Genomic DNA, 26889 nt, shown 5'->3' on the forward strand with positions numbered 1-26889 from the left:
CTCGTGCCAGGCGCCCCCAGGTCAGCCCAGCTGCGTCGCGACCTCCGACGCGACGAGCTCCAGGTGGTCCAGGTCGTGCAGGTCGAGCACCTGGAGGTACACCCGCGTGATGCCGAGCTCGCGGTAGGAGCCGATCCGGTCGACGACGGCCGTCGGCGTCCCGGCGAACCCGACGGCGCGGACCTCGCTCACGTCGCGGCCGATCGCGGCGGCGCGGCGGGCCACCTCGGCGTCGTCGCGACCTGCGCACAGCACCTGCGCCACGGAGAACGTGAGGGTCGACGGGTCCCGGCCGACCTCCTCGCACGCCGCCCGCACCGTGGCCACGCGGCCCTCGACGTCGACCGGCGCGGGGAACGACTGGTTGAACTCGGCGGCGTACCTCGCGGCCAGCGCGGGCGTGCGCCGCGGTCCGCTGCCGCCCACGATGATCGGCACCTGGGCCTGCACCGGCTTGGGCAGCGCCGGCGAGTGCTTGAGCTGGTAGTGCTCACCGGCGAAGTCGTAGCGCTCCCCCACCGGCGTCCCCCACAGGCCGGTGATCAGCTCGAGCTGCTCCGTGAGCAGGCCGAACCGCTTCTCGGGGAACGGGATGCCGTACGCCGCGTGCTCCTGCGCGAACCACCCGGCCCCGAGGCCCAGCTCGACACGCCCGCCCGACATCTGGTCCACCTGCGCCACCTGGATCGCCAGCACCCCCGGGTGCCGGAACGTGGCCGACGAGACCAGGGTGCCCAGCCGTATCCGGCTGGTCTCGCGCGCGAGGCCGGCCAGGGTGGTCCAGGCGTCGGTCGGCCCCGGCAGACCGTCGCCGTCCCCCATCCTCAGGTAGTGGTCGGAGCGGAAGAAGGCGTCGAAGCCGAGGTCCTCCGTGGCCTTGGCGACGGCGAGCAGGTCGTCGTACGTGGCCCCCTGCTGGGGCTCTGTGAAGATGCGCAGATCCATGCCGACCACCCTCACACAGGTCGACCCCGGGCAGCGCGCCGTGCGACGGTGGGGCCGTGATCCCCGCCATCGTGACCGGACGCCATCCCGCTGACGAGCCGCTCGTGGTCGCGGACTGGCGGCGTCGCGTCGCCGAGCTGTACGCGGACGTCCGCCGGATCGCCGTGGACGACCCGTCCACCGCGCACGCGGTCTGGGTCCAGCGCCGCGACGAGCTGCTGGCCGACCACCCCGCGTCGCCCCTCGACGCCGCGGCCAAGGCGTCGTTCGAGGGCCTCGACATCCCGCACCACGACCCGGCCTACCGGTTCGAGTGCGAGCTGCGCCCGTCGTCGGCCCAGCGGCTCGACGTCGGCACCGGCGCCGACGGCGTCGTGCCGTTCGAGCGCATCGGGACGGTCGAGCTGGGAGACCTGGGCACGCTCGCCGTGTGGGTCATCCGCGCCTACGGGGGCGGCCTCTTCGTCCCGCTGAAGGACGCGCTGGCGGGGACACCCGGCGGCACGTACGGCGGCGGGCGCTACCTGCTGGACACCATCAAGGGGGCGGATCTCGGCATGGCACAGGACAGGCTCGTCATCGACCTGAACTTCGCGTACAACCCGTCGTGCGCGTACGACCCGGCATGGACGTGCCCGTTGGCCACCCGCGCCAACACGCTCTCCGTGGAGGTCCCCGTGGGCGAACGGATGCGGCCGTGAGCGCCCTGACCTCGATGTGGGCGTGGGACAACCCCGTCGCCAGGACGCTCGACGCCCGCGGCCGGGACTACGCGCCCGCGGAGCCTGCGGCGCTCGTCGCGTTCTGCCAGGACCGGGCGCTGCAGCGGGTGTTCCTGTCGGCGCCGTGGGCCGCCGACGAGGGACCGGTCGGCGACTGGTTCGGCGCCGCGACCACCGCGCTGCAGACCGCCGGGATCGCGGTCGGACCGCTGGGCGGTGACCCGGGATGGCTGGGCGAGCCGTCGCTCGCGGTCACCTGGGCCCTGACCGCGCTGCGCTCGGGCCCGAGCGACAGCATCCAGCTCGACGTCGAGCCATGGGCGACCGGGGGCTGGCCGACGAACCGGGACCAGCTCTGCGCCCAGTGGCTGACGCTCCTCGACGGCGTGCTGGCCGCGCTGCCGGCCGGGGTCTCGCTCGGGGTCGACACTCCCTGGTGGCTCGCGCACGAGCCCTGGGAGAGCGGCAGCCTGCTCGACGCGATCCTCGCGCGCGTCGGCCGGGTGGGGGTCGTCGCGTTCAGCGACCACGCGCAGGGTCCCGACGGGATCGTCGCGCTGGCCGGTCCGGCCGTCGTGGCGGCGTCGGCGGCGGGGCTGCCGTTCACCGTGGGCGTCGAGACGGACACCGCCGAGGTCGCGGGCGGTGCCCAGTTCACGTTCATCGACGAGGGCCCGGTGGTGCTGGAGCAGGAGACCGCACTGGTCGCGGACGCGTTCGGCGCCCTCCCCGGCTACGAGGGCGTCACCGTCGAGCACCACCGCACGTGGCGGGCGCTCTTGGGCCTCGACTGACGGCCGCGAGCGCGGCAGTGTGCGACGAGAGCGGCAGTCTCGACTGCCGCGCTCGTCGGGAAGTGCCGCGCTCGCGGCCGGTCAGACCTGGCAGGTGGGGCACCAGTAGAGCTTGCGGGTGGCCATGAGCTCCACCACGACCGGGGTACCGCTGACCAGGCACGGCTCGCCCTGGCGGTGGTAGACCCAGTGGCGCAGGCTCGGGTCGGTCTGCGCCTGCTCGCGCTGGGCGTCCGTCAGGTCCTCGCGCGTGATCATGACCCCGCGCTCGATGCCGTCGGCGAGCAGGACAGCCCAGTCGTCCCAGAGCGCACGGGCGACGTCGGTCGGGACGCGGCGCCCGGGGGTGTGCGGGTCCAGGCGCGCGCGGAACAGCAGCTCGGCGCGGTAGATGTTGCCGATCCCCGCGACGACGGTCTGGTCCATGAGGAGCTGCCCGACGGCGACGTTCCGGGAGGTCAGGCGCTGCACCATCACGTCCCCGGCCGCGGCCAGGTCGTCGGTCGACGCCGGGTCCGGGCCCAGCCGCGCGATCGCCGCAGCCGCCCCCGCCGGGTCGAGGACCTCGCACGCCGTCGGGCCACGCAGGTCGGCGACGGTCGCGTCCGAGGCGAGCCGCACCCGCACCTGACCGACGGGCTCGGGCGGGAACGCCTCGCCGCTCGCGACCTCCCGCTCGCCCTCGCCCATCCGCACGGCCCGGCGCAGGCGCGGCGCTCCCATGCTGCCGGCGGCGAACCCGCCGGGCACCAGCGGCGTCAGCGACCCGAAGAAGTCCCACGCGCCGTACAGCCCCAGGTGCACGCGCAGCACGTCACCGGACTCGAACGTGCAGAACAGCTGCTTGCCCACGGCGTCGGCCGAGACGAGGACCTGGCCGTCGACCCGCGCGGCGCCGGCGGCGAACCTGCCCTGCGGCGAGCTGACGGCCAGACGTCGGCCGACGAGGTCCTGGGTGAGCTGGCGGGCGATGCGGTGGACGGTATGACCCTCGGGCACGTCCCGAAGGCTAGGCCACGCGGAGCCGCTCCGCCGCCGCACCCAGAGCGGCAGCAGCCCCGGCAGCCGTCGCCGCGGTCCGGTCGCTCTCCTCCTGCGCCACCAGCTGCTCCTGCGCCAGGGTCGCCGCCTCGAGGACCTCGGTGATCTCGGGGCCGATGAGCTCGTGCCGCTCCAGCAGCGCGTCGCGCAGGGCCTCGACCAGGTGGCGGTGCCGGGACAGCAGCCGCCGGACCGTGGTCCGGGCGTCGTCGAGGACCGCCTCCAGCTGGGCGCGGGCCTGGGCGTCGCTGAGCACCGCGGACACCAGGTCGTGCGGCGTGGCGGCGAACGAGATGAGCGAGCCGGTCATCCCGGCCGCGCCGACCATCTGCGCCGCGGTCCGTGTCGCCGACGCCAGGTCACCGGCAGGGCCGGTGCTGGTCTGCCCGAAGAACAGCTCCTCGGCCACCCAGCCGCCCATCGCGATCTGCACCAGGGCCCGCAGGTCGTAGTGCGAGTGGGTCCAGACCTCCTCGCAGTCCCCGTGCGCGAGCAGCCCGAGGGCGTCCCCGCGCCGGATGATCGTGAGCACCTCGAGGGTCCGGTTCGGCGCGGCGAGCCAGGCGGTGACCGCGTGGCCGGCCTCGTGGGTCGCGATGAGGCGCTGCTCGCCCTCGGTGTAGCGGACCGGGTGGCCGATGCCGACCATCTCGGTGATCCGGGCGTGCTCGACGTCCGCGTAGGTCATGGCCAGCGAGCCGCGGCGCAGGGCGTTGACCAGCGCCTCGTCCAGCAGGTGCTCGATCATCACCGGCGTCCAGCCGTTGGTCGCCGCGGCCAGACGGTCGCGCAGGGCCGGGTCGTCCAGCTCGGAGTCGGTGGAGCGCCGAGCAAGGAAGTGGTCGACGAGCGCGCGCCGGCCCACCGCGTCCGGGGTCGCGAACGTCAGTCGGCGGTCGAAGCGGCCGGGACGCAGCAGGGCCGGGTCCAGGGAGTCGGCGCGGTTGGTGGCGGCGATCAGCAGGATCGGCGCCTTGACGGGCTTGCGCTGCTGGAGCTGCCGGGACGCGGGCAGCAGCAGGTTGATGCGCGCGATGAACCAGTTGACCAGCCGGTCCGACGAGGTCGGCTGGTCGAACGACTGCATCTGCACCAGCAGCTCGTTCACCACACCGCCGGTCCCCTCGCTGACCACCGCGTTGGTGACGGTCGCCGGGAGGCGGAACGCGTCGAACGGGCTCGACGCCACCGTCGCGGACGCCATGCCGCCGCGGCGCATCGCGATCGCGTCGATCTCCTCGATGAACCCGATCGCACCGCCCTCGGTGCGGGCCGCCTTGCGCAGGGCCTTGAAGTACGAGCGGATCTTCTTGGCGGTCGCGCCGTAGTACATCGACTGGAACGACGTCGCCGAGACGAACAGGAACGGCACCCCCGCCTCCGCCGCCATCGCCTTGGCCGTCATCGTCTTGCCGGTGCCGGGCAGGCCCTCGAACAGCAGCCCGCGGCGCGGGGTGCCACCCATCTGCTCGGCGAACTGCTTGTGGGTCTGGAACAGGTCGATCGAGCGGCGCACGTCCTCCTTGACGGGGTCGATGCCGATGACGTCGTCCAGCCGGACGTCCACCTGCTCGGGCCGCACCACGACGTGCGGCGAGCGCGCCGACCCCAGCTGCGTGCCGGCCAGCAGGACCAGCAGCGCACCGAAGAAGAGCACCGGGACGAGGACGAGCGGGTCGATCGCCGGCAGCTCCGGCACGATCGGACGGCCGAGCAGCGCGTTGACGATGACCCAGGTCTCGACCGCGATCACGAACGCCGCGGTGCGGTACACCCGCCTGCGCCGGACCCTGTCGCGCTCGACGGCGATGTCGTGCGCGCCCCGTCGGATGGGGGACGTGATCTCGTCGGCCACAGGCATGCCTTTCCCTCGGCGCCTGGGTTCAGACGACGCTGCGTCGCGGGAGGTGCGATCAGCCCATCGTGGGTGCGGCCGGGTGCGTCGGCAAGATCGGACATATCGGACCACTCGAACGGTCCAACGCTCACCCGTCGGTGCGCAGCGTCCTGCGGAGCGCCTCGACCTCGATCTCGCTCAGCCCGAGACCGTCCCGCAGGTAGGCGTCGAACGTCCCGAACCGCTCCCGCAGGGCGTCCAGCGCCGCCTCCAGGTACTCGGCGCGGACCTCGAGCAGCGGTCGCAGGAGCTCCGGGTCGCCGCCGACCGCCGCGAGCTGCTGCAGGAGCGGCGCGAACGTCTCCCGGACCGCGGGGTTGACCGCCAGGAACTCGTCCAGCGCACCCGCCTCGTCCACCCCGGCGGCCAGGAGCAGGATCGTGGCGGCCCAGCCGGTGCGGTCCTTGCCGGCCGTGCAGTGGAACAGCACCGGTCGGCGCTCGGGGTCCAGGACGGTCCGCACGAACGCCGCGTACGCGGTCCGCGCCGCGTCCCCGACGACGAGCCGCCGGTAGACGGTGATCATCTGCCCGGCCAGGTCGAGGGTCGCCAGGACGTCGGTGCCGCCGCCCGAGAGCAGCGCCGGCAGCTGTGCGGCCGCGCCCTCCGGCATGTCGGCGAGCGCGTCGAGCACCAGGAGCTGCGCCCCCGCGGGCAGCTGATCGGGGCGCGGGGTCCGCTCGGCGTCCGTGCGCAGGTCGACGACGGTCCGGATGCCGAGGTCCGCGAGCGCGGCGTCGGTGACGACGGAGGCGTCCGCCAGCTCGGCCGACCGGTACGCGACACCGGTCGCCAGGGTGCCGCCGTCGGCGGTGGCCCGGCCCCCGATGTCCCGGAGGTTGGTGACGGCGGGAGACAGGAGGATGTGCGCGTCGACGGTCACGTCGCTCAGGGTGGCAGGACGCGCCGCAGCCGCGCCACCTGCACCCGCAGGTAGTCACGCTCGGCGAGGCTGGTGGTCCCCTGCGACGCCAGCAGCAGCTGGTCGGCCGCCTCCTGCGGTCGGCCGGCACGCTCCAGCAGGTGCCCGCGCACCGCGGCGAGACGGTGGTGGCCGGGCAGCCGGTCGTCGAGCGTGGCCAGCAGTGCCAGGCCGGCGTCGGGTCCGTCGACCATGGCGAGCGCCACCGCGCGGTTGAGCGTGACCATCGGGTTGGCGGTCATCCGCTCGAGCAGCCCGTAGAGGGCGAGCAGCTGCGGCCAGTCCGTGGCGTCGGTGCCGGGAGCCTCGTCGTGCACCGCGGCGATGGCGGCCTGCAGCTGGTACTCCCCCACGGCACCGCGCACCAGGGCGTCCTCGACGAGCGCGATGCCCTCGTCGACCATCGCGCGGTCCCAGAGCCCCCGGTCCTGGTCGGCGAGCGAGACCAGCTCGCCACGCGGACCGGTGCGGGCAGGCCGGCGGGCGTCGGTCAGCAGGATCAGGGCGAGCAGCCCGGTGACCTCGGGGTCGTCGGGCAGGCTCGTGTGCAGGGTGCGCGTCAGGCGCAGCGCCTCGGCGGCCAGGTCGGCGCGGGCGACGGACGATCCCGTGGTGCTGGCGTAACCCTCGTTGAACATCAGGTAGAGCACCCGCAGGGCGGCGCGCAGCCGTTCGGCGTACTCGTCCGGCGACGGCATCCGGAACGGGCCGTCCAGGTCGCGCAGCGTCCGGCGCGCGCGGCTGAGCCGCTGCGCCATCGTCGGCTCCGGCACGAGGAACGCGCGGGCGATCTCGGCCGTGGTCAGCCCGCCGACCGAGCGCAGCGTGAGGGCGATCGCGGACGCCGGGCTGAGCGCCGGGTGGCAGCAGCCGAACAGCAGCAGCAGCGAGTCGTCGGCGTGCGGGGTGTCCGCCGGCCCGACCGCCTCCATGGTGCCGACGAGCTCCTCGCGGCGTCGTCGCGCGTCCTCGCTGCGGTAGCGGTCCACCAGCTTGTGCTGGCCGACGACCACCAGCCAGCCGCGCGGGTTGTCCGGCAGCCCGTCCGTGGGCCACTGGGTGGCCGCTGCGAGCAGCGCGTCCTGGAGGGCGTCCTGCGCGTCGGCGAGGTCGCCGCAGCGGCGGACCAGCACGCCGAGGACCTGCGGCGCCAGCTCGCGCAGCAGGTCCTCGGGGAGCGGGTCACTCGACAGGAGCGGGCGCCTCCATCAGTGCGCGGACCTCGAAGACCTGGCGCATCGGCGCACCGTCGGGGCCGGGTGCCGCGGACGCCCGGGCGGCGATCTCGATCGCCCGCGCCTCGTCGTCGACGTCGACCATCCAGTAGCCCGCGAGGAACTCCTTCGACTCCGCGAACGGTCCGTCGGTGACGACGGGCGCGGACACCCCGTCGCTCGTCACGAACTTGGCGGTGGAGGGCCACGCGAGACCCTGCCCGTCGACCAGCTCGCCGTTCGCCATGAGCTCCGCGCCCAGCTCCTGCTGGAAGCGGATGTGGCGCTGGACGTCCTCGGGCGCCCACTCGTCGATCGGGGGGACGCCCTCGACGTAGTAGTTCATCATCAGCATGTACTTCACGGTGCAGTCCGCCTCTCCGGGCCTCCGTCGGCCCGCTCGTCCGGTGGTCGGAGCCGCGCGCAGGATCTCGACACGCATCCTGTCGGCAATCCGCCGGCGACGACAGCCGCGTTTGGCCGGTGTCCGCGTCGGGGCGCACCATGGCAGGGATGAACCGGAGATCCCTGACGCGCGCGACGGTCGCGGCCGCACTGGTGGCGACCCTGGCGGGCGCGTGCGCGCAGGAGGCCGCACCCTCGGCGGAGCCGGTCGTCGTCGCCGCGCCGGTCGCCGTCGTGAAGGCTGCCGCACCGGCCGTGCCCGTCCCTCCCGCCGCGGACCTGGGCGCGCTGCCGGTCATCGACCTCCTGCACGTCGTCCCGGGCCTGCCGGGCATCGACGGCCTGACGCAGCGCGAGAACGCCGACCCGGCGCTCGGCCGCTGGCAGACCGTCGTGGTCGTGCGTGACACCGCGGGCCGCGTCGCGCCGGCCGGTGCAGCGGTCGGTGTGGTCCCCGCCCTGACGCTCGAGGTGCGCACGACGCTGCCGGTCATCGACCAGCGCGGCCGGTGGCTGCGCGTGATGGTGGCGACGCGCGGTGCCCTGCCGAGCCAGGACGTCGCGCAGACCAACGGCCGCAGCGTCTGGATCGACGCCGCCGACACCGAGGCCGCCGGCACCGACTGGTCGATCCAGGTGGACACCGCCGCGCAGACGATCACGGTCGACGACGGCACGACGACGCACGTCCTGCCCGTGAAGGCGACCGGCGCCCCCGGCACGCCCACCCCGCACGTCCCCGCCTTCCTGCTGGGCACCCGCTGGCTGGAGCCCGGCACCACCACCCCGCGGGTGCTGCTCCTCTCGACGCAGAGCGAGACGATCGACCACTACGACAAGCCGACCGGCACGGCGGTGACCGCCATCCACACGACGACCCTGCGCGGCACGGGCGCGGTCTCGAACGGCTGCGTCCGGGTGGGCGACGACGTGCTCGACCTCGTGTGGCAGGCGCCTGCCGGGACGGTCGTCACCACCGTCGGTTGAACTACCGCCAGAGAGCGCTCCCTGCGCTTGTGTGCGCGCTCTTGACAGATGTCATGGGCGGTATCAGGGTGTGCAGCAGAGAGCGCTCTCTGGCCCAGCCCCACCACCCATCCCGTCAATGACGACCCTTGGGGGAAGCATGGCTCCCGTCCTCCCGCGCGCCCGTACGCCGCGGATCCTCGCTGCCGCAGCCGCGGCGCTCGCTCTCGCCGTCACGCTCGTCACCGTCCCCGTCGGGGCGCAGGCCGCCGACGTGCTGCTCTCGAAGGGCAGGCCGACCACCGCCTCGTCGGCCGAGAACGTCGCGTTCCCGGCCACGGCCGCGACCGACGGCAACGCCGGGACGCGCTGGTCCAGCGCGTTCTCCGACCCGCAGTGGGTCAGCGTCGACCTCGGCTCGGCGCAGCGCATCAGCCGCGTCGACCTCACCTGGGAGAACGCGTACGCCTCCCGCTACCAGCTGCAGGGCTCCACCGACGGCTCCACCTGGACGACCCTGCGCACCGAGGCCCCGACGTCCGCGGCCAAGCAGTCCCTCGCCGTCGACGCGACCGTCCGCCACGTGCGCGTCCTGGCGACCGCACGGGCCACCCAGTGGGGCGTGTCGCTGTGGGAGCTCGAGGTCTTCGGCGGCAGCACGACGCCGCCGACGTCGGGTCTGCTGTCCTACGCCAAGCCCGCGACCGCCTCCTCGTCGCAGGACGACGGCAGCTGCTGGCAGTGCGGCCCGGACAAGGCGTTCGACGCCGACCCGGCCTCGCGCTGGGCCAGCAGCAACCTGACCGGCTGGACCGACGCCGGCTGGATCCAGGTCGACCTCGGCGCCACCGCGACCATCAGCAAGGTCGTCCTGCAGTGGGACCCCGCCTACGCCACCGGGTACCAGATCCAGGTGTCCCCCAACGGCTCCACGTGGACCACGGTCTACTCGACGACCACGGGCAAGGGTTTCCACGAGGAGCTCGCGGTCAGCGGCACCGGCCGGTACGTGCGACTGGCGGTGAACAAGCGCAGCAGCGCGTACGGCTACTCGCTGTACGACTTCGACGTCTACGGCACCGGCGGCAACCCCGTGCAACCGCCCGCGCACGCACCGGCACCCACCTTCTCGCGGCTCGCGTGGAGCGACGAGTTCAACACCGCGGCCGGCACCCTGCCCGACCCGGCCAAGTGGACGATCGACCCCGGCACCGGCCAGAACAACGAGATCCAGTACTACACGAACAACCAGAACGCCCGGATGGACGGCGCCGGCAACCTGGTGATCGAGGCCCGCCGGGAGACCGCCGGCGGACGCGACTACACCTCGCACCGCATGAACACCGGCGGGAAGTTCGAGTTCGAGTACGGCCGGGTCGAGGCGCGGGTCAAGGTGCCCGAGGGGAACGGCCTGTGGCCGGCGTTCTGGATGATGGGCGCCGACTTCCTCACCGGCCGCCCGTGGCCGTACAACGGCGAGATCGACATCATGGAGGTCCTCGGTCGCAACACCCGCGAGGGCTACTCCACCCTGCACGCCCCGCAGTACAACGGCGGCGGCGGGTACGGGCAGATGTACACGGCTCCCGGCGGCGCCAAGCTCTCGGACGCGTTCCACGTGTGGGCCGCAGAGTGGGATGCGACCGGCATCCGGTTCTCCCTCGACGGTGTCGTCGTGTTCACCGCCAGCAAGGCGACCGTCCAGGCGACCAAGGGTCCGTGGGTGTTCGACCACCCGTTCTACGTGATCCTCAACCTGGCCGTCGGCGGCGACTGGCCCGGACCGGTCGACGCGACGACGCCGTTCCCGTCGCGGATGCTCGTCGACTACGTCCGCGTCTACCGCTGACGTGCGCACCGGGGGGCCGACGCCCGTCGTCGGCCCCCCGGTGCTACAACAGGGCCATGACCGCGCCACACGCCTCCACGCTCGAGGAGGTCGCGCTCCGCGCCGGCGTCTCCCGGTCCACCGTGTCGCGGGTCCTCAACGGCATCGCCGTGGACCCGGTGATGCGCCGCAAGGTGGACGAGGCCGTCCGGGAGACCGGGTACGTGCCCAACTACGCGGCCCGCTCGCTGGTCACCCGCCGGACCAACTCGGTCGCCCTCGTCATCGCGGAGCCGGCCTCCGGCTCGTCGGGCGCCGCGTTCCTGGAGCGGATCTTCTCCGACCCGTACTTCGGCCGGGTGACCGCCGGCGCGCAGGGCGTGCTGCGGGCGTCCGGCATCCACCTCGTCGTGCTCCCCGCGGACCGCGAGGACCACGACTTCGTCCTGGCGTACCTGAAGCAGGGTCACGTCGACGGCGTGCTCGTCATCTCCAGCGCCGACGACACCGACCTCCCGCTCGCCCTGCACCAGCTGCACGTCCCGTCGGTGCTCTCCCACCGGCCGACGTCCGGCGTGCCGCTCAGCTGGGTCGACGCCGACCAGGCGGCGGGAGGCCGGCTCGCCGCCGAGCACCTGGTCTCGCTCGGCGTGCGGTCCTGCGTGGCCGTCGCCGGTCCGGAGGACCTGGCCGCCGCCCGGGAGCGCCTCGACGGCTTCCTCGCGACCGCCGCAGCGCAGGGCATTTCCGTCCAGGTGCTGCCCGGCGACTTCACCGCCCGCAGCGGCGTGGTGGCGGCCCGCACGATCGTCGACGAGCTGCCCGGCACCGACGGCGTCTTCGCCGCCAACGACCTCATGGCCGAGTCGGTGGTGCGGCACCTGCAGGACGCCGGGCGCCGGGTCCCGCAGGACGTCGTGGTCGTCGGCTTCGACGACACCAGCACCGCGCTGGGCACCACCCCGCCCCTGACGACCGTGCGGCAGCCCGTCGAGGACATGGCCGCGGAGATGGCCCGGCTCCTCCTCGACCGGATCGCCAGCCCGCAGCAGCCGCCCCGTGGGGTGCTGTTCCAGCCGTCGCTCGTCGTGCGGGGGACCGCGTAGCGCCCTAGCCTCCGGGGATGCGCCCGCTCCCGCTCCGCCGCCGTGCGCTCCTGCGCGCCGCCGCGTTCGGGATCGCGTTCACCATCCCGGTCGCCGTCCTCGCGTACCTGGTGCGTGCCGAGGTGGATGCCGTCGTCACCTTCGACCAGCGCACCATCCAGGCCGCCACCGAGTTCACGCGCGACCACCCGGGCGTCCGCCAGGCGCTCCTCGTGTGGCAGGAGCTGTTCCAGGCGAAGTGGGTCAACCTCGCCGCGACGCTCGTCTGCGTCTGGGTCTGGCGCCGGCACGGGCTGACCACCCGGGCGCTGTGGGCGTTCCTCACGATCATGGCCGCCTGGGTCATCCAGCTGGGCGCCAAGGGTCTGGTCCAGCGGGCCCGTCCGGTGGTCGAGGACGCCGTCGCGCACGCCCCCGGGTCCAGCTTCCCGTCCGGGCACGCGACGAACACCGCCGCCGTCGCCGTGACCCTGACCCTGCTGGTCTGGCCGCTGCTCGGACCCCGCGGCCGGGTGGTCGTCCCGCTCGTCGCCGCCACCTGCACCCTCCTCACGGCCGTCGACCGCGTCATGCTCGGCGTGCACTACCCCTCCGACGTCGTCGCAGGGATCGCTCTGGGGACGGCCCTCGCGGGCGCGTCCTACCTGGGCTACAGCGGCTGGTCCGCGACGCCCCCCGACCAGGAGAAGTGATGCACACCTTCCTGCACCGCTACGAGCTGGACTCGTCCGCCCCCACCCGCAAGGAGGCGTGGCGCGACTTCGCCGTCCGCGTGCTGCTCCCCGCGGTCGGCCTGTGGGTGGTGATCGTCGGCATCGGGCTCCTCATCACCGGCCCGCTGGACAACCTGCCCGGCGAGGCCGCCGTCAACGAGTGGTTCGTCGAGCAGCGCACCGAGACGCTCGACGCCGTGACGACGGTCCTGTCCGCCATCGGCACCACCGAGTTCATCATCGGCGCGTGCGTGCTCTTCGTCGCGCTCTTCTGGTGGCGCACCAAGCAGTGGTGGCTCGCGATCGTGCCGCCGCAGGCCATCGCCGTGCAGGCCATCGTGTTCATGACCTCCGCCCTCGTCGTCGGCCGCGAGCGCCCCGACGTCGAGAAGCTCGACGACTCCCCGCCCACCTCCAGCTTCCCCAGCGGCCACACCGGCGCGTCGACCGCGTTCTACGTCGTCCTGGCCATGCTCGCCCAGCGGATCGGCAACCGTGCGCTGCGCATCGCCGTCACGGTCGTCTGCCTGCTGGTGCCCCTCGCCGTCGGCACCGCCCGCCTCTACCGCGGCATGCACAGCCTCTCCGACGTCATGGTCGGGCTGCTCAACGGGCTCGTATGCGCGTTCCTGGCGTGGAACTACCTGCGCCGGGACACGACGTCCGTGACGGCGCGCACCCGCTCCACGGCGCGGAGCCTGACCCGCTGATGGCCGGACGGCGCGCCGTCATCGTCGGAGCGGTGGCGTGGATCGTCCAACCCCTGTACCTGGTCGCCGAGCTGGTGGCCGCCCGGGGCTCCACCGCGCCCTACAGCCTGCTCGACCAGACCATCAGCGACCTCGGCGCGACGCAGTGCACGACCATCGCCTACCCCTACGGCGACGTCGCTGTCTGCTCGCCGTGGCACCCGCTGGTCAACGCGAGCTTCGTGGTCTTCGGGGTGCTGCTCGCCCTCGGAGCCGTCCTGCTGCGGGGGTCGCTGCCACGGCCTCGCCTCGCCACGGCCTCGACGGTCGCGTGGGTGGTCGCGGGCCTGAGCAGCGTCGCCACCGGGCTGGTCCCCGTCGACCAGGACCTGGAGCTGCACGCGCTCGTCGCACTGCCCTCGCTCGTCGCCCTGCCGCTGGCCCTGCTGCTGCTGGCAGCCAGCCTGCACCCGGCGGTCCCGCGACTGGGCGCCGCGACCGCCGTCGTCGGCCTCGCCTCGCTCGCCGGGTCGGTCGCCTTCCTCCTCACCGCGACGAGCCCGGACCTGGGCGGGCTGTGGGAGCGACTGGCGTTCTGGCCCAGCTACCTGTGGGTGCCCGTGGTCGCGGTGGCCCTCCTGCGACGGCGAGGTCCCGCCTGAGTCGCCGGTGACCGCGCGCTCCCCCGGGGGTTGCTGCGCCGGCCGCCGTCAGGTCGAGGGCGCACGCAGGCCGAGCGCGTGGAGCTCGAGCGCCGCCAGCGCGCGGACGACCTCGGGGTCGCGACGACGCCATGCGTCCGCCGGGTCGTCGCTCACGCGCGCGAGCGCACGGACCGGCTGTGACGCGAGCGCGCGCAGGGCGAACAGGTCCAGGTCCGCCGCGGAGTCGAGGATGCGCGTGGCGGCGCGCGCACGGCTGACGAACCGGGCCCGGGTGATCAGCCAGACCGCGACGACGAGCAGGATGGGGATCGCGGAGATCGTGAGGCCCAGCAGCAGCGCGATCTGGTGCGCACCCTCCTGCACCTCGACGCCCGCGTCGGCGATCGAGTCGGCCGCGCCGCCGGCCGCGGTGAACGGTGCGCGCACGTCGTCGCCGACGAGCGGCACACGCGCGACGGTGTCCCCCGCGGAGTCCAGGCTGTCCGACAGCGACGACCCGGCGGCCTCGAGCGTGCGCCCTGGAGCAGCGAGCCGTCCGACGACCTCGTGCACCCACTGGCCGGCGCGCACCCAGAGAACCACCCAGCCGATGACGAGAAGGTCGGCGACCACCTGGACGGTCCGGCGCCACGGGGTCTGTGCGTAGAGGATCACGCGGACATCTTGGCGTGCCGGTGCGCGGCGCGCGGCTCGGCGATGATGGCGCGATGACGACGCGGCCGACCCTGTACCTGACCGTCGGTCTGCCCGGCACGGGGAAGACCACGGAGGCACGGCGCCTCGAGGTCGAGGAGGACGCCCTCCGCCTCACCAAGGACGAGTGGGTCAAGGCGCTCTACGGCCTCGCGAACCCGCCGTCGGCCACGGACGTGATCGAAGGTCGGCTGATCGAGATCGGTCTGCGGGCCCTCCGGCTGGGCATCAGCGTCGTCCTCGACTTCGGGCTCTGGTCCCGCGACGAGCGGTCCGCACTGCGGCAGGCGGCTGCCGACCTCGGTGTGCCCGTCGAGCTGCGCTATCTCGCGCTCACCCCGGCCGAGCAGCGGCGACGACTGGACCGCCGCCACGCCGACGAGCCGCACACCACGTGGCCCATGACCGACGAGGAGCTCGCCGGGTGGGCGGCGACCTTCGCCGTCCCGACGCCCGGCGAGCTCGACGGCAGCGAGCCCGTCGACAGCCCGCCGGCGGGCTGCGCGACGTGGGACGACTGGCGCCGCCACCGCTGGCCGGCGTCGGTCCCCGACTAGCGGGCGTCCCGCTGGGCCAACCACCCGAGGATCGCCTGGTTCGTCTCCTCCGGCAGCTCCTCCTGGATCCAGTGGCCGCAGTCCAGCGTGACCACGTCGACGTTCGGCACGAAGTCCGCGAGGTTCTCCGACCGCATCACCGGGTCCCGGTCGCCGTAGATCATCAGGGCGGGCTGCCGGATGATCGGGTCGACGTCGGCCAGCAGGTGCCAGTTGCGGTCCAGGTTCCGGTACCAGTTGATGCCGCCGGTGAATCCCGAGGACTCGAACGCGGAGACGAGCACGGCCAGCTCGTCGTCGCTCATGACGGGCTCCCCCCGCGGCGTCTCCGCCCGGGCGAGGTTGATCAGCGCCATGCCCGGCGCGGGCTCGGCGGGCGGCTCGTTCTTCCGGAACAGGTTGCGTAGGAACCGGGCAGGGTTCTCGTCGAACACGGCGTCCGCGACGCCGGGCTGCTGCGTGAAGTGGACGAAGTAGAAGTCGCCGCCGAGCACCAGCTCCATGAGCTGGACCCAGGGCATCTCGCCGCGCTCCTGGTAGGGCAAACTCAGGTTGACCAGCTGGTGCACGCGGTCCGGGTGCAAGAGCGTCAGCCCCCAGACGACCATGGCCCCCCAGTCGTGCCCGACGAACGTGGCGTCGTCGTACCCGTAGTGGTCGAGGAGCGCGACGAGGTCGCCTGACAGGTGCGCGATGTCGTAGTCCGTCACCTCGGTCGGCCGGGACGACCTGCCGTACCCCCGCTGGTTCGGGACGATGACGTGGTAGCCGGCCGCGACGAGGGCGGGCACCTGGTGGCGCCAGGAGAAGGCGTGCTCCGGCCAGCCGTGGCAGAGCACGATGGGCCTTCCTGCGTTGTGCCGGCCCGCCTCGAACACCTCGAGCTCGATCCCGTTGACGGGGATGAGCGTGGGCTCGGGGAAGGGTGTGGCCGTGAGGGGACTCGTCTGTGAGGTCATGCCGCCATCGTGCGGACCCAAACCGGTCACCTCATGACCGGTTTCCGTGACAGGTTGACGAGATGCGAGCCGACCGGCTGATGGCCGTCCTCTTCCTGCTGCAGCAGCGCGAGCAGGTGACCGCGGCCGAGGTCGCCCGCGAGCTGGAGGTCTCCGAGCGCACCGCCCGCCGCGACCTGGATGCCCTGGCCATGTCCGGAGTCCCCCTGTACTCCACCCAGGGCCGAGGCGGCGGCTGGCGTCTCCTCGGCGGCGCCCGGACCGACCTGTCCGGGCTCACCGCCGGCGAGGCTCGCGCCCTGTTCCTCGTCGCCGGCCCCGCCTCGGCCGCGACGCCCGCCGTGAAGGCAGCGCTGCGCAAGCTGGTCCGTGCCCTGCCGGAGCCCTTCCGGGTGGACGCCGAGGCAGCCGCGTCGACGATGGTGACCGACCCCCGACGATGGGGGTCTTCCCGCATCGAGCCCCGACGCCCTCCCCTTCTCGACGAGCTCCAGGACGCGGTGATCCGCGGCGTCCAGGTGCGCCTCGGCTACGTCGACCCCCACGGCGCCGAGACCCAGCGAACCGTCCACCCGCTCGGCATCGTCGCCAAGGGCCCGTCCTGGTACCTCGTCGCCCACACCGACGCCGGCCGGAGGACCTTCCGCATCGACCGCGTGACCTCCGTCGACCCCACCGACGACCCCGTGCACCGACCCGACGACTTCGACCTCGCGACGAGCTGGCGCGAGATCGCCGACGAGGTCGACCGCAGGCGAACACCCCTCGAGGCCCAGGCCCTCTGCACACCCGACGGGATCGTCATGCTCCGGATCGGGCTCGGCAGTCGGCTCGAAGTCGGCGGCCCCACCGCCGACGGCCGCATCGAGGTCGTCATCCGCGGTCGCGACGAGCACACCCTCGCCGGCGAGCTCGCCGGGCTGGTCGAGTGGGTGGAGGTGGCCGGCCCTCCCGGCGTCCGCGACCACCTGACCGCGATCGGCAACGCTCTCGTCGAGCGGTACAGCTGAGCGCCGGCCGGGTTCGACGTCTGGGCTGAACGAGTGAACAACCGTCCGCAGCGCTCCGCGACGTCCATGCAACCTTGTCGGGCCCAGGGCGCACCCCTACGTTGCGCATGCGAGGTCTGCCTGGACCCCACCCGAGCTCGTCACCGGAGCGACATGTCACGCCGCGCGTCAGCAACCGCCCTCGCCCTCGGCGCCGTCGCTCTGGGTTCGCTCGTCCTGGGCGGCGCCACCGCCGCCTCCTCTGCGCCGGTCGTCGTCACCACCGTGTCCGGCGTCGCACTCGTGGCCGGGACCGACCAGCCAGCGGCGGGTGCCACGGTCATGGTCTACACGACCGGCGACTCACGGGTACGCGACGACGATGAGCAGAGGGTGATCGTCGGCGCCGACGGCACCTTCTCCTTCAACCTCGCTCAGGCCACGAGGTACTGGATCGACGTCGAGCCCGATGCTGGATGGTGGCCCGACCGGGACGCCACCCAGGCGTTCCCCACGCCCTACGCCATGGGCTGGACCGCGTTCGGCGCCGCTCCGGGAAACCCCGTGACGTGCTCGGTGCAGGCCGTGCCGACATCGTCCTGGGTCAGGGCCCCCGACGCGTTCGGCAACTGGGCCGGCGACCACTCGACGGTGGTGTGCGACAACCGGGACGTGGAGTACCCGGTCGTCGCCAGGTACTTCAGCCCGAGGTTCGGCAACGCTCACCTCTACACGACCGACCCGGTCGAGCAGGAGAGGCTCGGACAGAGTCCCGACTGGGAGATCGAGGGAGAGGCGTTCCGTGCAGTTCGGGTGAACGGCAGAGGCGAGTGCCCCGCGGGCTCCCCGGTGTTCCGGTTCCACTCCTCGCAGGTCGAGGAGCACTTCTACACCAACAGTGCAGCGGAGAAGGATCACCTCATCGCCACCGATCCCAGCTGGGCGTACGAGGGCGTGTCGTACTGCGCGTTCCCGAAGGCGGAGCCCGGCACGAGGCCCCTCTACCGGTTCTGGTCGTCGCAGTTCGGCAAGCACTTCTACACGGCCAGCGCCGCCGAGAAGGACCACCTCATCGCCACCGACCCCCGATACGCCTACGAGGGGATCGCGTACTACGTCACGCGGTAAGGCTGGCCGGGCAGCCCGTCCCCAGCTCTCATGTCTCTCTTCGCTGGCTACGAGCAGATCTGCAGGAAGTCGGTCGCGCCCTCGCGTAGCCGGAACTCCTCGCGGTGGCTGAGGTCATCCGTGAACACGGCAAGCTCCTCCGTGACCACGAGTTGTCCGCTCTGGATCGGGTTCCCCCACCCGTGCGGCGGATTCCCGCTGCCATCCGTCAACGGACCGCCGACACGCTCGAAGAAGTGCCCGTCGTCCGTCCTGAGCTCATGCAGACCGCAGTGGGTGGAGAGCTCGAAGGGAACCGCTGGGGACTCTGCAGCCGCAGGCGCCGCTGAGTCGTTCACGCCACTGCAGCCTGCGAGAAGTCCGACGAGCGCGCACCACAGGACGATCGCCTGACGTCGCACGTCGCCTCCTTGCCGAACCGTGAGCGCTCAGCCACTTTCCTGGCGCGCGGACCACTCGGTATCTGTCGCCGTCGTCGCCAATCTTGCGCGGCGGAGTGTCGGACGTGGCGGAACGTGGTGGAAACGACGAAGGGCCCCACGTAAGCAGCACGCTGCGGGTGGGGCCCTTCGACTGGCGGTAGCGGTGGGATTTGAACCCACGGTGGACTTTCACCCACACACGCTTTCGAGGCGTGCTCCTTAGGCCGCTCGGACACGCTACCTCGGCGAGAAGGGTACCTGGTCGGGACCCCGTCCTACGAATCGACCATTGCATGTGCGCCACATGCACCCTACGGTGATCGCATGGTCATGGTGCAGATCCGACATGTACCCGACGAGCTCCACCGCGAGCTGCGGGCGCGGGCGGCTCGTGAGGGGCGGTCGCTGTCGGAGTTCCTCCTGGCCGAGCTGGTGCGGATCGGGTCCCGACCGACGCTGGACCAGCTCGCGGACCGCATCCGCGCGCGTGACGTGGCGCCCCCTCGGGCGGACCAGCCGGTGGTCGAGCTGATCGAGGCGGAACGTGACGCTCGGGACGCGCACCTGACCGCGGACCGCTGACGTGCTCGTGGTCGACGCGTCGGTCGTGGTCGACTTTCTCCTCGATCCTGATGGTCTGCGCGAGCGCTTCCGTGCGGGCGGGGACGATCTGCATGCTCCGGCGCACCTCGACGTCGAGGTGCTGAGCGCGCTGCGGCGCCTGGCGCAGCGCGGGTTCCTGACGCAGGGGCGAGCCCGTGGCGCCGTCGACGACCTCGCGGACCTGCCCCTGTCCCGGTACGAGGTGACGCCGCTCCTGCGCCGGTCGTGGGAGCTGCAGGAGCAGGTCAGTGCGTACGACGCTCCGTACGTCGCTCTGGCCGAGGCGCTCGACGCCACCCTTCTCACGCGCGACCACCGCCTTGCGCGGACGTCCGGGCACTCCGCACGGGTCGAGGCCGTCTGACCGTCGTACCGTGGACCGATGGACTCCCGCCCGATGACCGCCGGATCGCTGGCGGACGTGGTCGAGCTCCTTGCCGGCCACCGGCTCGCGGTGCTCACGGGCGCGGGGGTGTCGACGGACTCGGGCATCCCCGACTACCGCGGTCCGGACTCGCCGCCGCGCACGCCGATGACGTTCCAGCAGTTCACGGGCGACGAGGGGTTTCGCCGGCACTACTGGGCCCGGAACCACGTGGGCTGGCGGCACGTGCACCGGACGATGCCGAACGCCGGCCACCGGGCACTGGCTGCGCTCGAGCAGCGCGGGGTGGTGACCGGGCTGATCACCCAGAACGTCGACCTGCTGCACGAGGCGGCGGGCTCGCGGAACGTCATCGACCTGCACGGCCGCTACGACCGGGTGCGGTGCCTGTCGTGCGGGACGGTCATCTCACGGGCGGAGCTGGCCGACCGGCTCGACGCGCTCAATCCCGGGTTCACGGCGGCGGTCGCGGACATCGAGATCGCCCCGGACGCGGACGCCGTCATCGAGCAGACCAGCCACTTCGTCGTCGCGGACTGCGCCGTCTGCGGCGGGATGCTGAAGCCGGACATCGTCTACTTCGGCGAGAACGTGCCGCGCGAGCGGGTGGAGCGGGCGTACGCGATGGTCGACGACGCGGACGCGCTGCTGGTCGCCGGCTCGTCGCTGACCGTGCAGTCCGGGCTGCGGTTCGTGCGGCACGCCGCGCTGAACGGCAAGCCGGTGGTCGTCGTGAACCGGGGTGCCACGCGCGGGGACAAGTACGCGGCCATGACGCTGGACGCGGGGACGTCGGAGACCCTGACGGACCTGGCCGAGACCCTGCCGACCCCGCGTCAGTCGCGCTGAGCCTCGAAGAACCGCTGCAGCAGCAGGCCGCACTCGTCGGCCCGCACTCCCCCGACGACCTCGACGCGATGGTTCAGGCGCCGGTCCCGCACGACGTCCCACTGCGACCCGCACGCCCCCGCCTTCGGGTCCCACGCGCCGAGCACGAGGCGCGGGATGCGGGCCAGGACCGTCGCGCCGGCGCACATGAGGCACGGCTCGAGGGTCACGACGAGGGTGCAGTCGTCCAGCCGCCACCGCCCGAGCCGGTCGGCGGCCGACCGCAGCGCGAGGATCTCTGCGTGGCCGGTCGGGTCGTCGTCGGCCTCCCGGCGGTTCCGCCCCCGACCCACGACGTCACCGGCCGGGCCGACGACGACGGCGCCCACCGGGACGTCGGCGGTCTGCACGGCGCGACGGGCCTCGTCGAGGGCGAGCCCCATCGCCCAGGCGTCGGCCGCCTGGACGGGACGGAGAGTCATGGGGGCATCATGGCGCAGGCGGCGTCCCCGAGGTGACTGCCCGGTAGGTTGAGCCCATGCGCCTGCACGTCGCGGACCACCCCCTGGTCGCCCACAAGCTCACCGTCCTGCGCGACCAGAACACTGCGTCGCCCACCTTCCGGCTCCTCGTCGACGAGCTGGTCACCCTGCTCGCCTACGAGGCGACCCGGCAGGTCCACGTCGAGACCGTCGACATCGTCACCCCGGTCACCGAGACGACGGGCGTCAAGCTGGCCGACCCGCGCCCGCTCGTCGTGCCCATCCTGCGCGCGGGGCTCGGCATGCTCGACGGGATGACGCGCCTGCTGCCCACGGCCGAGGTCGGCTTCCTCGGGATGCAGCGCGACGAGGAGACGCTCGAGGCGATCACGTACGCCAACCGCCTCCCGGACGACCTGTCGGGCCGGCAGTGCTTCCTGCTCGACCCCATGCTGGCGACGGGTGGCACGCTGGTCGCCGCGATCGACTTCCTGCTCGCGCGCGGCGCCCGCGACGTCACCGCCGTCTGCCTCCTGGCCGCACCCGAGGGCCTCGCGGTCGTCGAGCAGGCGGTGGGCGACCGGGCCGACGTGTCCGTCGTCGTCGCCGCCGTGGACGAGCGCCTCAACGACAAGGCGTACATCGTGCCCGGGCTCGGGGACGCGGGCGACCGCCTGTACGGCGTCGTCTGACCCGTCCCACGGCGTGGGACGCCGACGTATCTCTCTTGGTGCCCAGCGCGGCGCGTGCGACAGTCGCCCCATGTCCACGTCTGCGCTGCGCCTCGTCGCCGCGTATCCGTGCGCGTGTCATTGGTCCTGATCCACCCAGGCCCCTGACCACCCCGCCGCCCGCACCGGGCCGCGGACCGCGCACCCGGAGACGACGTCATGGCCCTTCCCGCCCCGCTTCCCGCCCCCGCCTCGCAGCCGGGGTTGCTCCTGTACGTGAGCCTGCCCGAGGGCACCGCCCGGGCACCGGCCGACCTGGCCGAGGTCGCCGAGGTGCTGCGTGAGTTCGCCACGGAGATGCTGCCCGGCGCCGAGACGTACACGGCGCTGTCGCTCGCTCCGGCGGGCTCGGACGACGTGCACCGCCTCGGCGACCGGATGAGCCACCTGCGCCTCCTCGGCGACCCCACCGACGCGGGCTGACCTCCCCGCTCGCAGGGACCCGGCGCCGTGCTTACCGTGGGTGCCATGCGCATCGCGATCGCCGGGGGCCACGGTCAGGTTGCGCGACACCTCTCCCGCGCCCTGTCGGCGCGCGGTGACGTCCCGGTCGCGCTGGTTCGTCAGCTGGGGCACGTCGACGACGTCGTCGCGGACGGCGCCGAGGCGGTGGTCCTCGACCTGGAGCGCGCGAACGCGCGGGACGTGGCCGAGGCGATCGCCGGTGCCGACGCGGTCGTGTTCGCAGCGGGAGCCGGGCCCGGCAGCGGCATCGAGCGCAAGGACTCGGTCGACCGCGCCGCGGCCGGTCTGCTGGCGGACGGCGCGGAGCAGGCGGGCGTGCGGCGGTACGTGCTGGTCTCGTCGATGGGCGCGGGCGCTCCCCCGCCGCCCGGGACCGACGAGGTGTTCGCCGCCTACCTCGTCGCCAAGCGTGCCGCGGAGCTGGACCTGCGGAGCCGTGACCTCGACTGGACCATCCTGCGACCCGGCGGCCTCACCGACGACGAGGCGACGGGCTCGGTCCGGCTCGACGACTCCGTGCCGCGCGGTTCGGTGCCCCGCGCGGACGTCGCGGCGGTCCTGGTAGCGCTGCTGCACGAGCCGCGCACGGCAGGGCTGGCCCTCGAGCTGATCGGTGGGGTCGTGCCCACGGAGTCGGCCGTCGCCGCCGTCCTCGAGCGCGCCGACTGAGAGCGGCTCGCGCTCAGCCCTGCGGCTCCGACGGGATCTCGGGGACCGGCTCGGACCGGAGCGTGATGGCGCCGATGAGGAACTGGTCCCCGGCGGTCACCGCGGTCAGCGAGCTCACGTCGCACGCGAGCCGGACCGGGCGGAAGGCCTTCGCGTCCGTGCCGAGCGAGTTGGTGGCCCGCCAGCCCGTCGCGGTGGAGTCGAAGGCGTTCGACGCGGAGCCGTCGTACCCCCCTCGTCGCGTGGGCACCAGGGCGCGCTGGACCGGGGCGTCAGGGGTGCCGAGGCAGGTGTCACCGAGGAACAGGCTGTCACCGGTGCCCGTCCGGTCGCCCTCCCACGCCACCACGCCGATCCGCGCCGTCGTTCCCGCGTCCGCGGCGAACTCGAACGCGACCGGGAGGGCCGCACTGCCGATCCACTGGCCGCCGTCGTACACCGTCACCGACGCGTCCGACGCCGGGTCGGAGAAGACGACGACGAGCGACCAGCCGGCGTAGTAGGTGCGCTCGGCGTCCGTGGCCGTGGCGCTCACCGCGATGTCGGCGACCGACCAGCCCCCCGAGCCGCCGTCGGACACGAGGTCCGTCACGTCCGCGAACGACTGGTAGTACCGCCGGTTGGCGTTGTCGGTCGGTTCCGAGACCACGTCGCCGGTGACCTCGGTGAAGGAGCCGCCGGGGCCGCGCAGGCGCGCCGACGTGAGGGGTCCGCTCCAGGTGTCCCGGGGGCCGGCGTTGGCCGACCAGTACAGCCCGGCGAACAGGATCTCGCGGCCGTCGGGCACGACGAGGTTCGCGGTGGACGACACCGGGACCGAGCTGCGCGGGCCCGTCGGCGCCGGGGACGCCTCGTCGAGCGGCACCATGGCGAACGAGTTGTTGTCCCGGTCGCCCTTCTCGATCGCCGAGGCGCACGTGGTCACGGTTCGGGGACACGTCAGGAGCGGTGCGCCGATCTCGGTCACGTCCGCGCCCGTGAAGCTGTCCCGCACGTCGAGACCACCGGAGGACGTCTGCGCCGAGCTGGAGCTCTGTGTGGAGGCGCCCACCGCCTCGACCGCGACGGTCACCGTGCCCCGTGCGCTGCCCGCCGACCGGACGCCGACCAGGACCTGCACCGTCTCGCCCGCGGGAACGGTCCCCAGGTCGCACGACACGGTGCGCGGGTCCGGCGCGACGCACGCGTTGGACGGCGACGCGGTGGTGGCGAGGTCGGCCCGGAGGTTGAGGGGCAGACGCAGCGTCGCCCGCGTGCTCTCGGCGTCGGCTGCGCTCGCACCGACCGTGAACCGCGCGGTCCCTGTGCCGCCCTGGCCGAGCCAGACCTGCGGGTCGTCCTCGTCCAGGGTCAGCACCGGGGTCAGCGCGTCGACGGCGATGCCGAACGCGGGAGCCGCGTCAGCGTCCGGCGCCTGCGCGGACGCGGTCACGGTGCCGATGGCACCGAACTGCCCGGTGACGGCATCGAGGCCGACGGGCAGGTCGAGCGCGGCGCCCGGGTCGATGGCGTCGGTGGTGCACTGCACGGTGGTCGCCGAGCCGTCCGAGCAGGTCCAGGCGCCGGGGACGACCGCCGGCGAGCCGAAGGCGACGCCCTCGGGCCTGCTGAGCGTGACGGTGACGCCCTGGGCGGGCAGGTCGCCGGTGTTCGAGACGCTCAGCGGCACGCTCGCGGGCGACCCGACGGCGACGGTCGCGGTCCCCGGGCCGGAGATCCCCAGGGCAGCCGGACGCTGGACGGTGAACGGCACGGTGACGGTGTGGGACGCCAGCCGCCCGTACGGCGCCAGCTCGACGGCCAGCAGGCCGCTCGCCGGGACGCCTGCCGTCGCGGACGACAGGAGCAGCGAGAGCGGCGCGTCGGTGCGCGCACCCACCGCGCTCGAGCTGCAGGTCAGCGTCCCGGCGCCCGTGCAGGCCCAGGCCGAGCCCGGCGCAGCGGTCCCGGTGACACCCGTCGGCAGGTGCGCGGTCACGGTTGCCGCACCGGCGGCGATCGCCGTCCCGCCCATGTTCGCCACCGGCAGGTCCAGCTGCCGCGTCCGGCCGTTGACCAGCGGGAGGGTGGCGGGGACGCTGCGCAGCGCGAGGCGCGCGGGCGACGGTGCGATGGCGAGGGGGATCGGCGGCGCCACGTAGTCGATCCCGGCACCGTGGACGTGCAGACCGATCTCGCCGTCGGCCCGGTCGAACGCCTCGTCGATCGAGACGCGCAGCACGAGGGTCGACGTCGACAGGGCCGGCAGGGTGTCCAGCGTGCACGACGCGATGTTGGCGCCGTCGCCGACGACGCACAGCCAGCCCGCCGCGGTGGACACCGCGAAGCCGCCACCGCCGATGCCCTCCAGCGCAGCCGCTGCGATGCCGTCGAGCGTCACGCCGTCGGGCAGCGTCACGTCGGCGGACAGGTCCGTCGCCGCCGTCCCGCCGCTGTTGAGCAGGCCGACGACGAGCTCCTGGCCGCCGAGCCCTGCCTCGAGGGTGAGCCCCGCGGACGGCACGTCGATCGACACCGACGCGGGTGCGGGCGGGGGGGGCGGCGGCGGGGGTGGGTCCTCCGGGACGATGGGGGGTGTCGGGACCACGGGCGTCGGTACGACGGGAGCCGGCGGGGCGGTCTCCTCGTCCTGCGGACCGTCGGCCGTCGCGTCGCCGCGGTCGGACGGCTGGAGCACGTCGTCGTCGTCGTCCTGGACGACGTCGTCGTCGGCCAGCAGGTCGGTGGGCTCGGGCGTCGGGAGGTCCGTCGGCTGCGGCGTCGCGACCGCGGAGGCGCTCGACGTGGGCTGCGGCGAGCTGCTCGTGGACTCGCTGGACGTGGGCGCGGGTGCCGCGGCCGTCGGGTCTTCCGACGGGTTCACGAGGTTGGCGATGGCGATCGCGGCCACCGCGGCGATCGCCACGGCGCCCACGACGGCGGCGGCGACCCCCAGGGGGATCGCCGCGAGGAAGGCCGCCACCCCACCGGTCGCCGCTGCGCCGCTCGCGGCCCCGGCACCGACAGCGGTGACGGTCCCGGTCGCCGTGGTGGCGCCCGCCGCCGTCGAGCCGCCCGCCGCGACACCGCCCGCTCCGGCACCACCCGCTCCGGCACCACCGGCGCCCGCGCCGGCCGCGGCGGCTGCTGCGGCACCGGCCGCCAGGCCACCGCCCACCGGCAGGGCGACGCCGAGCGCACCGAGTCCGACCAGGCCGAGCACGAGGGGCGCGATGACGGCGCGCATGCCGTGGTTCACGTCGCCCAGCTCGAGCAGCAGGCCGCGACACGTCCCGCAGTCCTCGAGGTGCGCCTCGACCTGCCCGGTCTCCCGGGAGCCCAGACCGCCGCGGACGTAGGCGCCGAGCTTGCCGGCGACCGTGCGGCAGCCGTCGTCGAGGGGGTCCTGCAGGTGCTGCTGGAGGTACGCCTGCCGCAGACCCTCGCGTGCCCGGTACGCCAGAGCGGCCGTGCCGTTGGCCGTGAGCCCGAGGATGGGGGCGATCTCCGCCGGGGTCAGACCCTCGACCTCGGTGTGCCACAGCACGGCCTGCCACCGCTCGGGCAGCGAGTGGAACGCGCGCGCGACGACCCCGCGCTCGAAGCCGGCGAGCGCGGGCTCCTCGGCGGTCCCGGCCAGGGCGGTGCCAGCCTCGAGGACAGCGATGTCGTCGGTCGGCTGGACGCGTCGGTTCTTCTCGCGCCGCAGCCCCGCCACCCGCCGCACGACGGTGAAGAGGTACGCGCGGAACGCCGCCTCGGGCCCGTTGCCCCGCTCGATGGCACCGAAGACGGCGGTGAACGAGTCGGCGACGACGTCGTCGGCATCCTCCGGGGAGTCCGAGTACTGCCGGGCGACCACCCACGCGGCGCCCGCGTGCCGCTCGTAGAGCGCGCCGATGGCAGCAGCGTCACCGGAGCGCGCGGAGGCGATCAGCTCCGCGTCTCCTACGACGCCGCTGTCCAGCTGCGTGCTTGCTGACACGAACGGCTCCCGTCGGCATTGCGTCGTTCGACGGCACAGCCTGCCATATGCGGCGTTTCCACATAAGCAGGGTGAAGTTCGCCGGGTGAAAAGGTGCCGGAGTGGCG

At 73.5% G+C, this 26889-nt stretch carries 28 protein-coding genes and 1 tRNA gene; 17 read left to right on the forward strand and 12 right to left on the reverse strand.

Going from position 1 to position 26889, the window contains the following annotated elements:
• Nucleotides 1-21: 21 nt before the first annotated feature.
• Nucleotides 22-945, reverse strand: coding sequence for an LLM class F420-dependent oxidoreductase (locus CXY01_RS04980; RefSeq protein ID WP_146925941.1), 924 nt, complete (start codon nucleotides 943-945; stop codon nucleotides 22-24).
• 56 nt (nucleotides 946-1001) lie between these two features.
• Here CXY01_RS04980 and CXY01_RS04985 point away from each other — a divergent pair, with 56 nt between their 5' ends.
• Entirely contained in the window at nucleotides 1002-1646 is a 645-nt protein-coding gene (locus tag CXY01_RS04985; protein ID WP_246125038.1) for a DUF1684 domain-containing protein, read from the forward strand.
• Nucleotides 1643-2461, forward strand: coding sequence for a hypothetical protein (locus CXY01_RS04990; RefSeq protein WP_146925942.1), 819 nt, complete (start codon nucleotides 1643-1645; stop codon nucleotides 2459-2461). The genes CXY01_RS04985 and CXY01_RS04990 overlap by 4 nt, the downstream gene beginning before the upstream one ends.
• Nucleotides 2462-2542: 81 nt before the next feature.
• Here CXY01_RS04990 and CXY01_RS04995 read toward each other — a convergent pair whose 3' ends face one another.
• The 5 genes from CXY01_RS04995 to CXY01_RS05015 all read right to left on the reverse strand — a co-directional run bounded on the left by CXY01_RS04995 (nucleotide 2543) and on the right by CXY01_RS05015 (nucleotide 7890).
• Nucleotides 2543-3460, reverse strand: coding sequence for an Fpg/Nei family DNA glycosylase (locus CXY01_RS04995; protein WP_146925943.1), 918 nt, complete (start codon nucleotides 3458-3460; stop codon nucleotides 2543-2545).
• Between the two features lie 10 nt (nucleotides 3461-3470).
• Nucleotides 3471-5363, reverse strand: a complete 1893-nt coding sequence (locus CXY01_RS05000) for an AAA family ATPase (protein WP_146925944.1) — start codon at nucleotides 5361-5363, stop codon at nucleotides 3471-3473.
• Between the two features lie 124 nt (nucleotides 5364-5487).
• Nucleotides 5488-6282, reverse strand: a complete 795-nt coding sequence (locus CXY01_RS05005; protein ID WP_246125039.1) for a tyrosine-protein phosphatase — start codon at nucleotides 6280-6282, stop codon at nucleotides 5488-5490.
• A gap of 5 nt (nucleotides 6283-6287) precedes the next feature.
• Nucleotides 6288-7514, reverse strand: coding sequence for an RNA polymerase sigma factor (locus tag CXY01_RS05010; RefSeq protein WP_146925946.1), 1227 nt, complete (start codon nucleotides 7512-7514; stop codon nucleotides 6288-6290).
• On the reverse strand, nucleotides 7504-7890 hold the full coding sequence (locus CXY01_RS05015) for a YciI family protein (protein ID WP_146926103.1): 387 nt from the start codon (nucleotides 7888-7890) through the stop codon (nucleotides 7504-7506). The genes CXY01_RS05010 and CXY01_RS05015 overlap by 11 nt, the downstream gene beginning before the upstream one ends.
• Before the next feature lie 158 nt (nucleotides 7891-8048).
• Here CXY01_RS05015 and CXY01_RS05020 point away from each other — a divergent pair, with 158 nt between their 5' ends.
• The 6 genes from CXY01_RS05020 (at nucleotide 8049) to CXY01_RS05045 (ending at nucleotide 13904) form a co-directional block, all read left to right on the forward strand.
• Complete coding sequence (locus CXY01_RS05020) at nucleotides 8049-8927, forward strand: L,D-transpeptidase family protein (protein WP_146925947.1); 879 nt, start codon at nucleotides 8049-8051, stop codon at nucleotides 8925-8927.
• A 139-nt stretch (nucleotides 8928-9066) separates the two neighbouring features.
• Nucleotides 9067-10755: a discoidin domain-containing protein gene (locus CXY01_RS05025; protein ID WP_146925948.1), complete on the forward strand. Its 1689-nt coding sequence runs from the start codon at nucleotides 9067-9069 to the stop codon at nucleotides 10753-10755.
• A gap of 56 nt (nucleotides 10756-10811) precedes the next feature.
• Nucleotides 10812-11840: a LacI family DNA-binding transcriptional regulator gene (locus tag CXY01_RS05030; protein ID WP_146925949.1), complete on the forward strand. Its 1029-nt coding sequence runs from the start codon at nucleotides 10812-10814 to the stop codon at nucleotides 11838-11840.
• Nucleotides 11841-11857: 17 nt separating this feature from the next.
• The gene (locus tag CXY01_RS05035; protein ID WP_146925950.1) at nucleotides 11858-12532 is read left to right on the forward strand and encodes a phosphatase PAP2 family protein; all 675 of its coding nucleotides are present in this window, start codon (nucleotides 11858-11860) and stop codon (nucleotides 12530-12532) included.
• The gene (locus CXY01_RS05040) at nucleotides 12532-13263 is read left to right on the forward strand and encodes a phosphatase PAP2 family protein (protein ID WP_146925951.1); all 732 of its coding nucleotides are present in this window, start codon (nucleotides 12532-12534) and stop codon (nucleotides 13261-13263) included. Before CXY01_RS05035 ends, CXY01_RS05040 begins: the two co-directional genes overlap by 1 nt.
• Nucleotides 13263-13904, forward strand: coding sequence for a DUF998 domain-containing protein (locus CXY01_RS05045; RefSeq protein ID WP_186813294.1), 642 nt, complete (start codon nucleotides 13263-13265; stop codon nucleotides 13902-13904). Before CXY01_RS05040 ends, CXY01_RS05045 begins: the two co-directional genes overlap by 1 nt.
• A gap of 48 nt (nucleotides 13905-13952) precedes the next feature.
• Here CXY01_RS05045 and CXY01_RS05050 read toward each other — a convergent pair whose 3' ends face one another.
• A complete protein-coding gene (locus tag CXY01_RS05050) occupies nucleotides 13953-14561 on the reverse strand; it encodes a hypothetical protein (RefSeq protein ID WP_146925953.1) in 609 nt (202 codons plus the stop codon).
• A gap of 53 nt (nucleotides 14562-14614) precedes the next feature.
• On the opposite strand from CXY01_RS05050, the gene CXY01_RS05055 reads away from it, so the two are divergent.
• Nucleotides 14615-15157 (forward strand): P-loop nucleotide/nucleoside kinase family protein, encoded by a 543-nt coding sequence (locus CXY01_RS05055; protein WP_146925955.1) that lies wholly within the window; start codon nucleotides 14615-14617, stop codon nucleotides 15155-15157.
• Here the strand turns inward: CXY01_RS05055 and CXY01_RS05060 are convergent.
• Nucleotides 15154-16116: an alpha/beta fold hydrolase gene (locus CXY01_RS05060; RefSeq protein WP_146925956.1), complete on the reverse strand. Its 963-nt coding sequence runs from the start codon at nucleotides 16114-16116 to the stop codon at nucleotides 15154-15156. The genes CXY01_RS05055 and CXY01_RS05060 overlap by 4 nt on opposite strands.
• Nucleotides 16117-16178: 62 nt before the next feature.
• Between CXY01_RS05060 and CXY01_RS05065 the strand changes: the two genes are divergently transcribed.
• Both CXY01_RS05065 and CXY01_RS05070 read left to right on the forward strand, forming a co-directional pair.
• Nucleotides 16179-17126: a helix-turn-helix transcriptional regulator gene (locus tag CXY01_RS05065; protein WP_146925957.1), complete on the forward strand. Its 948-nt coding sequence runs from the start codon at nucleotides 16179-16181 to the stop codon at nucleotides 17124-17126.
• 153 nt (nucleotides 17127-17279) lie between these two features.
• Entirely contained in the window at nucleotides 17280-18233 is a 954-nt protein-coding gene (locus CXY01_RS05070) for a DUF4198 domain-containing protein (RefSeq protein ID WP_146925959.1), read from the forward strand.
• Between the two features lie 47 nt (nucleotides 18234-18280).
• On the opposite strand, the gene CXY01_RS05075 is transcribed toward CXY01_RS05070, so the two are convergent.
• Both CXY01_RS05075 and CXY01_RS05080 read right to left on the reverse strand, forming a co-directional pair.
• Nucleotides 18281-18634, reverse strand: coding sequence for a hypothetical protein (locus CXY01_RS05075; protein ID WP_146925960.1), 354 nt, complete (start codon nucleotides 18632-18634; stop codon nucleotides 18281-18283).
• A 173-nt stretch (nucleotides 18635-18807) separates the two neighbouring features.
• A tRNA-Ser gene (locus CXY01_RS05080) sits at nucleotides 18808-18897 on the reverse strand.
• 82 nt (nucleotides 18898-18979) lie between these two features.
• On the opposite strand from CXY01_RS05080, the gene CXY01_RS20770 reads away from it, so the two are divergent.
• The 3 genes from CXY01_RS20770 to CXY01_RS05095 are packed head-to-tail and all read left to right on the forward strand — an operon-like array spanning nucleotide 18980 to nucleotide 20492.
• Nucleotides 18980-19237: a FitA-like ribbon-helix-helix domain-containing protein gene (locus tag CXY01_RS20770; RefSeq protein WP_186813295.1), complete on the forward strand. Its 258-nt coding sequence runs from the start codon at nucleotides 18980-18982 to the stop codon at nucleotides 19235-19237.
• 1 nt (nucleotide 19238) lies between these two features.
• Entirely contained in the window at nucleotides 19239-19622 is a 384-nt protein-coding gene (locus CXY01_RS05090) for a type II toxin-antitoxin system VapC family toxin (RefSeq protein WP_146925961.1), read from the forward strand.
• A gap of 18 nt (nucleotides 19623-19640) precedes the next feature.
• Nucleotides 19641-20492 (forward strand): NAD-dependent protein deacetylase, encoded by an 852-nt coding sequence (locus tag CXY01_RS05095; protein ID WP_186813296.1) that lies wholly within the window; start codon nucleotides 19641-19643, stop codon nucleotides 20490-20492.
• On the opposite strand, the gene tadA is transcribed toward CXY01_RS05095, so the two are convergent.
• Complete coding sequence (gene tadA / locus CXY01_RS05100) at nucleotides 20480-20953, reverse strand: tRNA adenosine(34) deaminase TadA (RefSeq protein ID WP_246125041.1); 474 nt, start codon at nucleotides 20951-20953, stop codon at nucleotides 20480-20482. The genes CXY01_RS05095 and tadA overlap by 13 nt on opposite strands.
• Nucleotides 20954-21009: 56 nt before the next feature.
• Here tadA and upp point away from each other — a divergent pair, with 56 nt between their 5' ends.
• From upp to CXY01_RS05115, 3 genes are all read left to right on the forward strand, one after another.
• On the forward strand, nucleotides 21010-21645 hold the full coding sequence (gene upp, locus CXY01_RS05105; RefSeq protein WP_146925962.1) for a uracil phosphoribosyltransferase: 636 nt from the start codon (nucleotides 21010-21012) through the stop codon (nucleotides 21643-21645).
• Nucleotides 21646-21843: 198 nt separating this feature from the next.
• Entirely contained in the window at nucleotides 21844-22107 is a 264-nt protein-coding gene (locus CXY01_RS05110) for a hypothetical protein (protein WP_146925963.1), read from the forward strand.
• 45 nt (nucleotides 22108-22152) lie between these two features.
• Nucleotides 22153-22818 (forward strand): SDR family oxidoreductase, encoded by a 666-nt coding sequence (locus tag CXY01_RS05115; protein WP_146925964.1) that lies wholly within the window; start codon nucleotides 22153-22155, stop codon nucleotides 22816-22818.
• 13 nt (nucleotides 22819-22831) lie between these two features.
• Here CXY01_RS05115 and CXY01_RS05120 read toward each other — a convergent pair whose 3' ends face one another.
• Nucleotides 22832-26782 (reverse strand): sigma-70 family RNA polymerase sigma factor, encoded by a 3951-nt coding sequence (locus CXY01_RS05120; RefSeq protein WP_186813297.1) that lies wholly within the window; start codon nucleotides 26780-26782, stop codon nucleotides 22832-22834.
• Nucleotides 26783-26889: the final 107 nt, after the last annotated feature.

The organism is Cellulomonas xylanilytica, assembly GCF_007989805.1.
Classification (GTDB): Bacteria; Actinomycetota; Actinomycetes; order Actinomycetales; family Cellulomonadaceae; genus Cellulomonas; species Cellulomonas xylanilytica.